This is a genomic window from Leptotrichia sp. OH3620_COT-345 (assembly GCF_003932895.1).
Lineage (GTDB): Bacteria > Fusobacteriota > Fusobacteriia > Fusobacteriales > Leptotrichiaceae > Pseudoleptotrichia.
This window is the reverse complement of record NZ_RQYW01000005.1, coordinates 1-13,106: the sequence shown is the minus strand read 5'-3', so window position 1 is coordinate 13,106 and position 13,106 is coordinate 1. Positions and strand designations below refer to the sequence as shown.

Sequence of the window (13,106 nt, the reverse complement as noted above, 5' to 3'; positions counted from 1 at the left end):
ATTATTGTATTTTTTCTCCGAGAGATGTATATTTCCCTATAATTTCAATTTTTCCGTTCTGAATACCGTTAACAAGAACTACTGTTGACCTTGTCACAAACATTTGAGTTCTGAAACAACTCAAAACAGTATCATTTATGATTCCTTCTTTTTCCATTTCCAAATAATAGTCGATATTGTCGGGTTCTATTTTATTTACACCTATTTTATGACTTTCTGAAAAATTCCTACCTACTAAAACATTCTTTATATTGGAACGCCTATAGTATCCTCCTCCATAAAAATATCCCTTTCCTCTGAAATTATGAGAAATTTCAGATACATAGACATAAGCGGGTATTTCAATAGTTTGTCCATTTTCTCCCATAGGAATCGTTCCTGTCAGTGCATGTCCGGGTTCTCCGTGTGTTCCCCCCGCTTCAGCAATCAGCTTTATATTCTCTATTGATGTGGCTGACGGAATATTAATTTCCTTTACTTCCTGATTAAATTTCTCCTTTAAAATATTTTTTACTTTCATTACTGTTTTTAAATTTTCAGTATATTTTATTTTTTTACTTTCATTATCATAGAGAAAGCATGGAAATGAAGTCAATCCATTTATATTTATTCCTTTCAATTTTTGTATTTTTTCTATACTTTTCTCTATATCGTTTATTTCAAAACCTGCTTCCTGTCCCGGATAAATTTTAGAATTGCTATCTATCACTCTCAGCATAACATCCTGAACTTTTCCCAATTCTAAAGCAGTTTCAGAAACTTCTCTTATTTTTTCATAAGAGTACACTGTTATTATTTCAGGATTATTTTCGACAATTTTTCTCATCATACTTTTAGGTATCTGTACCAAATGTCCGACATTCCCTATTTTTAAGCCGTTATTTATAAACAATTCAGCTTCTTTAAAATCAACAACAACTGCTCCCGCATATCCCATTTCTTCAAGCTTACGTGCCAGATAAGGATTTCTTCCTATCTGTTTTGTCATATAATAAAGTTTAATATCATACTTTTCAGCTTCTCTAAGTATTTTTCCGGCATTTTCCAAAAATACATCCACATCAATTATATAGCTATCAGGCATAACATATCCTTTCTGATGCAATTCAAATGCCGCATTTATAAGTTTCTCATTCTTCTCACTTAATACATCCAAAAACAAGTTGTATCACTCCTTCATTATTTTAGTGTATGCTTGTTCCAATATTCTTATAACAGTTTTTGAACCGCTTCTATTTGGATTTATTCTTATCATTTTTTCTTTTAAAGTCGGATCATTTTTTAAGAATGTGCCTGAAACCTTGTAAAATAAAGGAGGAATTTCATATTTTGACTCTGCTCCTACAGGATTCGGTAATGCTCCTAACTCTTCAGCATATTTTATCAGTTTTTCAGCTATATTTTCTTTAAATTCCACTAACACTACTTTTGATTGTGCATTTCCCAGAAATACATTTTTTATATAAGGATATTTTTTCCTATCAGTGAGTTCTTTAACTAATGTCTCATTTTCCTGTGCCTGTATTGCCAGGCTTACAGGTGCATACACAAGTCCTCTCAGTACTTCCATAGCTTCGTATCCTTGTACCTGTACTCCTCCTGAATAATTCATCTTTTTTACTTTTTCAATAAACTCTTTTTTTCCTGTCAAGCATCCTATCCCTACAGGACCTAATAACTTAAAAGTTGAAAAAGCTGAAAGATCTGCTCCTAACTCACAGCCTATTTTATCCACTTTCATTACTGCATAATTGTCATCTGTAAGAATTATTATATTTTTTCTTATTTCTTTTATTTTTTTTATAATTTCTCCTAAATCATAGCTGTCATCCGGCTTCTGTCTAGTATGTTGTAAAAGACAAAATGTCAGTTCTTTATCATCTAAAATTTCTGAAAGTCCTTTTAAATTATTAAAGTTATATTTTATAATACTTAAGTTCATACTTTTTATATTTACTTCAGTTGTGGGATAAATCGGAGCATCATGGACCAAAATTTTTCCATTCGGTTTAACAGATGATAAAATTCCCCACCTTATTGCCTGAGTTCCTGCCCCTCTTGTAAGTATACAATCTTCAGCATTAAAAAAGCTAGCAATGATTTTTTCCACTTTTTCCGTTTTCACAGGTTTATTTATTTCTTTGTTCAGCCCTAAATCCCCTAATTCCAGAAATTCACTTCCTGTCATATGTTTGGTAATAATATCTACTAATCTGAACTGCTTTTCTTGAGCTTCTAAAACTGAAAGAGAATTTAACGGATACATTTTCATTTTATTTTCTCCTGATTGTTTTTATAGTCCGATTTTTATAAACTTTTCTTAATTTATAATTTCTTTTTTAGATTTTAAATTTATTCAAAAAATTTTTCCGGATTAGTTTTCAGCATTTTTTCAATAGAATTGTCTTTTATTCCATTTTTTTTCAGTTTAGGAATAAATACATCAAATATATAATTATAACCTATTCCTCCATTATACTTCATATTCGACTTTCTTGTAATATCCAACGATAAGAAAACTCTATCTTCCAAATCTCTTTTTTCTATTTCTTTTAAAATTTCAACCCGCATATCATCAGACATATAATTATTTTTACCTATTGTGTCAAATTCTATATATGCTCCTTCATATAACATTTTTAAAACATATTCGATATTTCCGCTCAAATCTGTATGTCCTATTACAACTTTATCAAGATTTACATTGTATTCTTTAAACAATTTAATCTGTTCATGTCCCATTGTACCTAAAGAAGTATGAGTAGTTATTGGGATTCCCGTTTCCAAATGAGTAATTATCGCAGCTTTAAAAACTTTTAATTCCGTATCTGTTATTTTATCTTTACTTGAACCTATTTCCCCGATTATTCCCGCTTTAACGTCTGTTTCATCTATTCCTTCCAAAATTTCCTTTTTCATTATCTCAGACAGTTCTTTCTCACTTTTTTCATAAACAAAATCAGGATAAAAAGGCTCTTTATAAAATCCTGTTGCACATATTATGTTTATCCCAGACTTTTCAGAAACTTCTTTTATATAATCTATATTTCTTCCCATTCCTATATTAGTCACATCTACTATATTTCTTACTCCGTTTTTATATAGCTCTTTAAATTCGTCTATTGTCTCATTTTTACAGTCCAATCTGCAATCATCAAGTTTTTTTATCCCCGACAAATCTATAAAAATATGTTCATGCATCAGAGTATAACCGTCTTTCAACATATTTCCGCTCCTTTTGTCAATATTTTTATATTTACTATTTCACTGCAACAGGTACGTATAACTGAAGCACATACAGTATATTTAATATTATTCCGAAAAGTATAGTAGCAACAGGACCTACAGCCATATCTACAAGAGGTTTTTTTGAAGTTTTGTTTAATAAATAGAATCCGCTGACAAAAAGAAAACCTAATCCGTTTCCTCCTGCCATTTCATTTGCAGCAATCATTCCTCCCACCAATAAAGAAATTTCGAGAACTTTCGTCATTGATGTTCTTATATGGTCTCCACAAGCTTTTACTCCCGGAAATTTATCAAGAGTTTTAGCTATAAACTCAAGAAGAAATATTTCCAATGCAAGAATTAATGTTCCTACAAAAAAAGCAATAATCGGATTTTTAATAAATATTCCTACTGCAAAAACAAGGGTCATTCCTGCCGGCCCATATACTCCTGTCGTTATCGCAGTAGTAGCCACTAACGGTACAAATCCTATACTCCTTGCTAAAGCTACAAGACCTGCTTCAAAGTTCCGGATATCTCCTGCTGCCATACCTTTCAATGTTTCCGTTAATAGTTTTAGAGATATGGGATCTCCTGCGACAATTCTCAGACTACATGCAGCTGCTATAAGTCCACCCATTATTGAAAGAGGAATTATATTTTTTTTGACTCTGGCGACTCTTGCTGAAAAAATCCCAACTAACATTTTATTAGAATCCGTTTTTTCAGTTTCTTTATCACTTATTGCAAAAACAAGCATTATAATGACACTTATAAGAAGAGCCATTCCGTCAGAATTTAAAGTAATATTCACATTTTGAGAAACAGGTATTTTACCGAAAACTGTTGTAATCTGTCTTACAAGTAATGCAGTTATAAGTGTAAATGCTCCCTTTTTAGCTCCGTACTGATATCCTACTACTAATGCAGGGAATACGGAAAATCCGACTATTATCGGAGCTCCTACTTTAGCCAGACTCGGCAAAAAATCAATAGGCATTTTACTGAACAGTTCCACTATTTTCTCAAGTCCGAATACTAATCCTATTCCGTATAAAGCACCTATTATCCCCGCCATTACCGTGCCTGTTTTATTTCTTGGAGTAGATACGCCTATTATATCAGTTCCAAGTAAAATACTGTGTATAAGTATAATTGCAGAACCTATTGAAAAAGGAATCCCAAATCCAATTACAAGACCGAATGACAATGCAAAGCTTGTTGCAGCCAATGCTTTTCTGTCTATTCTGCCTTCTAAAAATTCCGGAACCATAGGTCTAAGCCCGTCGTTAAATACTGCTACCCCCAAATTCGCCAATACTGAAGCAAAACCGCTCAATATTCCACTTATTAAAAATCTCTCCATTTTTATCCTCCTTCATTTTTGAATATTTATCAGCTTTTTATTTTTAAAAAACTTGCAACAGTTTTTATAATTTCTTCCGCTGATTGAGGAGTAAATCCAAAAGCAATTTTTCCTTTGTCCACTTCTTCTTTTATTTTTTCTTCGGACAGTACATTTCCGGGCATTGCAAGAGTCGCACACTTATCTGCTCCTATAAGTGCAATAGCCATTGCCAGTGCTCCTCCCCCTCCTGTATTACATGCTCCAAAGTAATAATCAGCATTTCCCAGTTTTATATCCATTGCTGCATCGATATCACTTTTTATAGTTATTTCCCCTTCGGGAAAATACTTTTTCAGCAATTCCGCAACATTTTCCTTATCTATTTGCCCTCCTACTGTTATTTTCATTTATTCCTCCTGACTTAAGTTATTTATTCTCTTCAATCAGCAGCAAATTTATCAGAATATATTTTTTCTCTTCTTCAGGTAATTTTTTATTAAAAATATTTTTTTCAATATCTTCATAAATTTTTTCAATTTCCGTAATTTTATCTGACATTAATATTTCCTGAAACACTTCATAATCAACATTATTTACACTTTCACCTTTCTTTATTCTTTTTAACGCCATTGACAAGTGAGTTATAAACATTGCCCCATTATCTTCAGTTAGTATGATTCCCCATTTTTCATTCAAATATATTATTAAATCTGTCACTGTTCTGTATATTTCTTCATCTATTACACCGGAATTTTTCAATATTTCCAGTCTAAATTTTAATTTTTCCATTCTCTATGAAACCTCTTTATACGTTTTTCTAAATTTTTAAAAGTACTAAAAATTAGTAAGTAGGTAACATTCTATTATCCATTACACTTTTCTGTATTTCTTTAATATAGTTCATGTCTATTATTTTTTTTGCCAATCTTTTCAGATTTTCATTATTGCTGTTTACTATGAGTACCGCTTCACTTGCATGTCTTAACATTTTATTTTGAGGGAGTTCTTCATAGTCTATGTCAATCTGTTTTTCTTCAATTTTGTCAAAATTCCATATAATTGCATCTACAACTTTATTTTTAAGTAATTTTGCAGTTTCATTATAATCTATTTCTACATAAATGTAGTCAGAACCTTCAAGACATTTTTTAGTTAAATATTTCTGATCCTCAGAGTTTCTATCTATTCCCACTTTTTGTATTTTTTTTACGCCCGGTGCTTTAAAAAGAACATGTTTTGAAGCATAGCTGTTTTCTCCGAATTCAAATATAGCTTCAATATCCTTATTTTTCTCTCTTTCAAGCTTGTATGCAAGTTTAGATACTACAGCAAAATCATAAACTCCTTTTCTAAGTAAATCCATTCTTATTTTTGAACCGCTCATATATGCAAAGTAATAATCCAGATTATTGTTCTGGAAATTATTCTTTATACCTGTTGCAAGCCCTTCATATCTTTTTGAATAAGGTAACGGCATAACTCCTACAAGGATATCAAGGTCACTCTTTTCTAAAAGAATATCATTGTTTATTTTTTTTACAAATGAACCTAGAACCCCTCTTTTTTCAAATTCTACAGCTCCTTCATCCTGTAAATAGACAAATGCTTTCTGAATAAGTCCCACAGAAATTTCATACTTTTGTGAATAATCAATTACTGACGGAATTCTTTCCCCTACTTTGGAAAATAAAAGTTCTCTTGCGATTGATAAAATGGCGCGATTATTTTTGCTCATTTTTTTTTCTTTTTTCTCTTTTTCTTTTTTCATAATTCCACCTTTTCCTTATTTTTTTTAATTTTCATTTTTTTGAAAATTTATATTTAATTAGATTATACCCTAAAATTTCAAAAAGTCAAGACTAAAAATAATATTTTTTATAAAAACATTCAAGAAAGAAAGAGACAATTTTAAAATGATAATTTAACTTATCAAAAAATTGCCTCTTTTTATATTTCTATTTTTATTTTTAATGAAATAACTTTTTTAAATCTTAAATTTTTTCCGCTTTTATTTTAAATACAACTTTTTTAACAGAAATAGGCTCATTGACTTTTACTCCGGGCATATGTGCATCTTCAGGATAAAGAATAAGAACATCTCCTTCCTTCATTAAAACTCTGAATAGTTCATCTCCTTCGTGTTCTATAAGGTCATTTTTCTCATCCGTCTTAATTTTTTTGAGATTATGGACATTATTAAAGGCTATATATTCTTCTCCTTTAAGCATGACCTGAACATCAATATATTTCAGATGAGTTTCCCAAAAACATTCACTTTCCGCTTTTGTAGTATAATGTCCTACATTCATTTTCATATCAGTTCCGGGAACCTCATAAACTCCTGCTTCATACTCTTCAATTTTATTTTTATTTGTAAATTCAATACATTTTTTTATTTCTTTTGAAAGACTTTCATTTTGAAGACTGTCTTTTAAATTTGTAAAAATCATATTTTATATTTCTCCCTTATTTTATTTTTATATATTTCAGCCTGTGTTCCATATACTATCTGTATTCCATTCCCTGATCTTATAACTCCTTTGGCATTCAACTCTTTCCATCTGATATCCTCCGACACTTTATCAGAATCCTTTACAGTAACCCTCAGTCTTGTAATACAGGCATCTATATTTTCTATATTTTCGACTCCTCCCAGTGATAGTACAATCTCATCTATAAATTCATTTTTTTCTTTGGAAGCATCATAATCTTTTCTTGTATAAAGCTTATTTTCTCCTTCGCCTCTTCCGGGAGTCGAAATATTAAATTTCAATATTAAAACTTTAAATACAAAATAATAAATAACCGCATACACAGGACCTAATATAAGAATCCAGTAATAAGAGGTCTTAGCAGTCCCCTGCAAAAGCCCAAAAAACGTAAAGTCTATTATTCCCCTTGAAAATGTAATTCCCACAGCAACGTTCAACACATACATCAGCATATATGCCAATCCTTCAAGTAATGCATGAATCACATATAATATCGGAGCAACAAATAAAAATGTGAATTCTATAGGTTCTGTTATACCTGTCAGAAATGATGTTAATGCTGCTGATATAAGTATACCTTTTATTGCAGCCTTATTTTTATTTTCTGCTGTTTTGTACATTGCCAGAGCTGCAGCAGGCAGTCCGAACATCATAGGTAAAAATCCTCCCGTCATTGTTTTTGTGGCTGCTGCACTGAAGTGTTTTATTGTAGGATCGGCAAGTTGGGCAAAAAATATATTCTGTCCTCCTGCAACCATTTTACCTGCAACTTCCTCATATCCTCCAAGCTGTGTATACCAGAATAATGGATATATGGCATGATGTAATCCGAATACATTGAGTATTCTCATTGTAAATCCGTAAAAGAATGTTCCTACAGCTCCTGTTGCCGCAAATATTTCTCCGGCTTTTACAATTCCCATAAATACAGTCGGCCATATAAACGGAAATATTGCCGCCACAGGTATAAATAGTATGATTGTCATAACAGGAACAAGTCTGTTTCCGCTAAAAAATGCCAAATAGTCGGGTAATACTTTACCTGAAAATTTATTTGTAATTCCTGCTGCAACTATACCGCAGATTATTCCTCCAAATACTCCCGTCTGTAATGTAAATATTCCCAGTTCTCTTGAATAAAGTGCCGCCGTTCCTCTTGCTGCAGCTTCACTAAGTCCTTTAGATATAAGGGTCTCATAAGTCATTGCTTCAGGAGTTATTCCCTGAAATGTTAAAATAGTTCCTATTATTGTATGGAAAAGTAAAAATCCGAGAACTGCTGATAAAGCCGCTGTTTCTTTGTTTTTGTTGGCAAGACCTATAGCTACGCCCACTGCAAACAGCAAAGGAAGATTTGCAAATACAAATAATCCCGTATTGGAAAATAATTGCATTATATAGTTTAAAATGGTTCCTTCTTTTAAAAAAGTAAGATTATATGTCTGTATCAGTACAGGATTTGTGAATGAACCTCCCACCCCTAAAAGTATTCCCGCCATTGGTAATACAGCTATAGGCAACATAAAAGCTCTCCCTATCTTCTGTAATACTGAAAAAAAATTATTTTTCATAATTTCCTACATTTAAGATTATTTTTAAAAACTTTTATTGTACTTATTTTTTACAATTTTTATAAAATAATCTTTTCTCCTTTCTTTGCAAACTTATTTTTAATTTTTATGAAATTTTATTATTTTCTTTATTTTTCACTATTCAATATAAACTGTCTTATACTTAAAAATATTTTACTTAGTTAAAAAATCAAAGATTTTTTTCATCCGGGCAACAATTTTTTAATGCTTCTTTTGTGTCTTTTCTATTAAAATAATTTTAATATCAGATTTTTATTCAATATTTTAATTTTGTATTTATTTCGCTTATTTATCATTTTATTATTTTCCTACATTGAAATTTTTTTAAAAGTATAATTATAAAATAAATCTATTTTATAATTTATGAGATATTTTCAGAAATTTTTTATTTTTCTATTTCCGCAACAAATCTTGATGCTATTTCAAAAGGTCTCGTTATAGCTCCTCCTACTACTACTGCATAAGCCCCTATATCTAGCATTTGCTTTGCCTGTTTTGGTTCATGTATTCTTCCTTCCGCTATCACAGGGATTTTTACTTCCTTTACTAATCTTTCCACCAGTTCAAAATCCGGTCCCTCAATTTTTTTACTATATGGAGTATACCCGCTCAATGTAGTTCCGATTAAGTCAGCTCCCGCTTTTTCAGCGTTTATCCCTTCTTCAAAAGTGGATATATCAGCCATTAATATTATTTCAGGATACTTTTCTTTTATTTCCGCTATAAATTCATTTATCGTTTTTCGGTCAACTCTCTTTCTCATAGTACAATCTAAAGCAATTATATCGGATTTAGCTTCTATTAAATCTTCTATTTCTTTCATTGTAACGGTTATATATTGTTCAAATCCCTCATATTTCTTTTTTATCAATCCTATAATTGGTAAATCTACAAGTTTTTTTATTTCTTCCACATCTCTTTTTCCATTTGTCCTTATTCCTGCCGCTCCCGCCTGTTTTGCTGCAAGTGCCATTAAAGGCATAATTGTTCCATTTTCAATATATAACGGTTCTTCAGGTAATGCTTGACAGGAAACTATCAATTTTCTTTTTATTTTTTGAAATATTTCTTTTTTACTCATTTCGCACCTTTTACACCTTTCACTTTATATACCATTATTTTACCTCATTTTTTGATTTTGTAAATAGAAAAACAGAAAAAAATTTCATTTTTTATATTTTTTTTAAAAAAAAATTTTACAATTGATAATAAGATTCTAGGTACAGTAATAATTTTTATAAAAGAAAAATATTTTACATATTTAAAACTCACTTAAAATAATGTATAATAAAATGATTTATTATGATTACTGAAAATGTACAAAAAGGAGAAAAAACATATGAATTTCCCGAATTCTTTAAAAAAAGGAGATAAAGTATTCCTACTTTGCCCTTCTTCACCTATAATTGCTGATGAAGATATAAAAAAATGCTGTAAAGTAATCGAAAAATTAGGATTTTTTCCTATAATGGGAAAAAGTCTCTATGAAAATTATGGAGGCTATATGGCCGGAAATCCTGAAGTTCGTGTACAAGATTTACATGAAGCATTTTCAAGAAACGATATTAAAGGTATTTTTTGTGTAAAAGGCGGCTATTCAGCTTCACAGCTTTTAGATAAAATTGATTACAATCTTATAAAAAACAATCCGAAAGTATTTGTAGGATACAGCGATATTACAAATTTACATATTGTTTTTAATCAGAAATGCAACTTGGGGACATACCACGGCCCTATGGTAAAATCAAATATGTTCAATGATTTTAACAGTTACACTGAAATTTCTCTTTTTGAAGCCTTAGAAAAAGAAAAGTGGAAATATAAAGAACCTGAAAACAAAAAACTTCATTTACTGAATGAAAACAATCTGACTAATTCATCATTAACAGTAAAAGGTCCACTTATTGGAGGAAATTTGGCTATTTCCGTTTCCACTTTAGGAACCCCGTATGAGATAGATACTAAAGGGAAAATTCTCTTTCTTGAAGATGTTGATGAAAAAACAGGCTCTATTGATAGGATGTTGACACATTTGAAATATTCCGGAAAATTAGACGATTGCCATGGAATTATACTCGGAAATTTTGCTGACTGTAGCAATACCTACAAAACTTCAAATGATGAAATATACGAACTGAATGAATTATTTAATGATTTTTTTAAAGATTATGACAAACCTGTTATTTACGGAATAGAGTCAGGACACGGTAAGCCTTTTATGGCGACATTACCTTTAGGCTCTGTATGTACTATAAATACTCAAACTAAAGAAATATTTTTTGAAAAAATTTAAAAAAGAAAGGTGATATACAATGTTTTTTGATATGCACGCTGATGTATGGACTGATAATCATCGGGAATATATAAAAGGAAATAAGGACATAATAAGAAAAAAATATAAGAACAGATTTATAAAAGGAGGTCTCTCAGGCGGAATTTTCGTTATTTATATAGATGTCTTTAAAACCTCTGATCCTGAAGAACTTTTTTTTCAAAACCTATGTTCAATGAGTGAAGAACTTTATTATTCAAAGGATATTGTTCATATTATAAAAAATACAGAAGATTTTGAAAAAGCCCAAACTTTAAATAAATTCGGAATTATTTTAGGAATAGAAGGACTGCCCGGTATAGGTTCAAATCTTGATTATTTATATCTTTTGGAAAGATTAGGTGTAAGACATATCGGTATGACATGGAATGAACAAAACGCTTTTGCTACAGGTCAGCGCGGCGATGAAAATAGAGGATTGACAAACTTAGGAATAAAAGCTGTTGAAATTATTGAGAACTTAGGTATTCTACTTGATGTCTCTCATGCTAATGATAAAACTTTCTGGGACATTGCAAAATACTCAAAAAAACCATTTTTTGCTTCCCATTCCAATTCCAGAACTCTTTGTTCTTCGATGAGAAATTTAAATGATGAGCAGATTTTATGTATCGGAGAAAGAAACGGAATGATTGGATTAAACAGTTATCATGGATTTGTCAGTAAAAATGAAAATGAAAAAAATCTGGATATGCTTTTAAATCATATGGAATATATTGCAGAGAAAATAGGTCTCGATAAAGTTGGATTCGGTTTTGATTTCGCCGAATACTACAATACCCCTGATGACGAAGATGAAGGATTAAATGGAATCTACGATGTAACTCAAATTAAAAATGTAAAATCTGCTTTGGAAAAGCGTGGATATTCAAAAGAAGAAATCGAAAACATAGCTTATAAAAACTTCTTTTCTTTTTTTAAAAGAGTGAGAGGAAAATAAAAAATTTTATAAAAATTTATGAGGGCTTATATTACCCTCATAATTTTATTATTTACTTAATCCGAATTTATTAATTTAATAAAACTGTTTGATTCAGTTTATTTTTTCCCATAAAGAATTATTTCAATTAATTATTACAATTTTTCTATCTGACTTTCGACATTCAAATTTTTCAATATGAAAAAATACAAAAATAAATACCGAAAAAACATTCTTTTTATTTTTACAATAAATAGATGTTTTTTGAATATATATATAAAATTTAAGTTAAATTTTTTTATCTAACCGCTTTTTTACAAAAAAGATTGGAGACATTCCCTTATTTATTTTTTGACAATACTGCCTGTGCGGTATTATGCTTCATTTTTAAAGCTTCTTCCTTATTTTTCAAAGCATAACCTGTACAAAGTATATCAGCAACATAAAGCTGTGATATTTTAGCAATAAGAGAACCCCCGTCCAACAATGTTTCCCTTCCTGCAGTAAGAAGAACATAATCTGCAAGTTGAGCTATTGGAGATAGAATATGGTTTGTAATTGCAATTATTTTCACCTTATTTTTTTTAGCTATTTCCAGAGATTCTATAATATCATTTGTTGAACCTGATAAGCTGATTGCTATTATTACATCTTTCGATGTAGTTATCGCTGCATTCATTATTTGAAAATGACTATCCGTATAAGCTGTTCCGGCTTTTCCGAATCTTAAAAATTTATTCTGTAATTCTCTTGCAACAATTCCTGAAGCTCCCACTCCGTAAAAAAATAATCTTTCACATTTCCCTATGACAGATATTGATTTATCCAATTGTTTTCTGTTAATCAGAGATTTTGTATTTGTTATTGTATTATTTATATTAGCCTGAATATTGTCAATATAATCCTCATATCCTGTTTCTATTATAGGAAAATCTTCTTTTGCAATATGCAGTTTTAAATCTTGAAATCCGTTAAATCCTATTTTTTTTACAAATCTTACAATGGTAGCTTCTCCTACTTTTATCTGTTTTGCAATTTCCTGTAAAGATTGATAACTTATTTGACCTTTTTTTTCAAAAATGTAGTCAGCCACTTTTTTTTCCTGTTTACTTAAAGAAGGATAAAATGACTCTATAATATTAATATATTTCATTTTTATCACCTTATATTTACAGACTGATATTTTCTTCTGTTT

At 30.3% G+C, this 13,106-nt stretch carries 13 protein-coding genes; 2 read left to right on the top strand and 11 right to left on the bottom strand.

The window, feature by feature from the left end; genetic code table 11:
• Position 1: 1 nt before the first annotated feature.
• The 10 genes from EII29_RS04115 to EII29_RS04070 form a co-directional block, all read right to left on the bottom strand.
• Complete coding sequence (locus tag EII29_RS04115; protein ID WP_125236278.1) at positions 2 to 1,162, bottom strand: alanine racemase; 1,161 nt, start codon at positions 1,160 to 1,162, stop codon at positions 2 to 4.
• A 6-nt stretch (positions 1,163 to 1,168) separates the two neighbouring features.
• On the bottom strand, positions 1,169 to 2,272 hold the full coding sequence (locus EII29_RS04110) for an aminotransferase class V-fold PLP-dependent enzyme (RefSeq protein ID WP_125236277.1): 1,104 nt from the start codon (positions 2,270 to 2,272) through the stop codon (positions 1,169 to 1,171).
• A gap of 80 nt (positions 2,273 to 2,352) precedes the next feature.
• Entirely contained in the window at positions 2,353 to 3,225 is an 873-nt protein-coding gene (locus EII29_RS04105) for a phosphotriesterase (protein WP_125236276.1), read from the bottom strand.
• A 34-nt stretch (positions 3,226 to 3,259) separates the two neighbouring features.
• The gene (locus tag EII29_RS04100; RefSeq protein ID WP_125236275.1) at positions 3,260 to 4,594 is read right to left on the bottom strand and encodes a YhfT family protein; all 1,335 of its coding nucleotides are present in this window, start codon (positions 4,592 to 4,594) and stop codon (positions 3,260 to 3,262) included.
• A 29-nt stretch (positions 4,595 to 4,623) separates the two neighbouring features.
• Complete coding sequence (locus EII29_RS04095) at positions 4,624 to 4,983, bottom strand: DUF2620 domain-containing protein (RefSeq protein WP_125236274.1); 360 nt, start codon at positions 4,981 to 4,983, stop codon at positions 4,624 to 4,626.
• A 19-nt stretch (positions 4,984 to 5,002) separates the two neighbouring features.
• Positions 5,003 to 5,365 carry a PRD domain-containing protein gene (locus EII29_RS04090; RefSeq protein ID WP_125236273.1) on the bottom strand — a complete coding sequence of 121 codons (363 nt, stop codon included), beginning with the start codon at positions 5,363 to 5,365 and terminating at the stop codon, positions 5,003 to 5,005.
• Between the two features lie 52 nt (positions 5,366 to 5,417).
• The gene (gene yhfZ / locus EII29_RS04085; RefSeq protein WP_125236272.1) at positions 5,418 to 6,344 is read right to left on the bottom strand and encodes a GntR family transcriptional regulator YhfZ; all 927 of its coding nucleotides are present in this window, start codon (positions 6,342 to 6,344) and stop codon (positions 5,418 to 5,420) included.
• 223 nt (positions 6,345 to 6,567) lie between these two features.
• The gene (locus EII29_RS04080) at positions 6,568 to 7,026 is read right to left on the bottom strand and encodes a YhcH/YjgK/YiaL family protein (RefSeq protein WP_125236271.1); all 459 of its coding nucleotides are present in this window, start codon (positions 7,024 to 7,026) and stop codon (positions 6,568 to 6,570) included.
• On the bottom strand, positions 7,023 to 8,639 hold the full coding sequence (locus EII29_RS04075) for a PTS transporter subunit EIIC (RefSeq protein ID WP_125236270.1): 1,617 nt from the start codon (positions 8,637 to 8,639) through the stop codon (positions 7,023 to 7,025). Before EII29_RS04075 ends, EII29_RS04080 begins: the two co-directional genes overlap by 4 nt.
• A gap of 406 nt (positions 8,640 to 9,045) precedes the next feature.
• The gene (locus EII29_RS04070; protein ID WP_125236269.1) at positions 9,046 to 9,741 is read right to left on the bottom strand and encodes an N-acetylmannosamine-6-phosphate 2-epimerase; all 696 of its coding nucleotides are present in this window, start codon (positions 9,739 to 9,741) and stop codon (positions 9,046 to 9,048) included.
• Between the two features lie 258 nt (positions 9,742 to 9,999).
• On the opposite strand from EII29_RS04070, the gene EII29_RS04065 reads away from it, so the two are divergent.
• Together EII29_RS04065 and EII29_RS04060 are read left to right on the top strand one after the other, a co-directional pair.
• Positions 10,000 to 10,953, top strand: coding sequence for an LD-carboxypeptidase (locus tag EII29_RS04065; protein WP_125236268.1), 954 nt, complete (start codon positions 10,000 to 10,002; stop codon positions 10,951 to 10,953).
• A 19-nt stretch (positions 10,954 to 10,972) separates the two neighbouring features.
• The gene (locus EII29_RS04060) at positions 10,973 to 11,932 is read left to right on the top strand and encodes a dipeptidase (RefSeq protein WP_125236267.1); all 960 of its coding nucleotides are present in this window, start codon (positions 10,973 to 10,975) and stop codon (positions 11,930 to 11,932) included.
• A gap of 319 nt (positions 11,933 to 12,251) precedes the next feature.
• Here EII29_RS04060 and EII29_RS04055 read toward each other — a convergent pair.
• The coding region (locus tag EII29_RS04055) for a MurR/RpiR family transcriptional regulator (RefSeq protein WP_368665476.1) at positions 12,252 to 13,106 on the bottom strand (855 nt) is incomplete at its 5' end.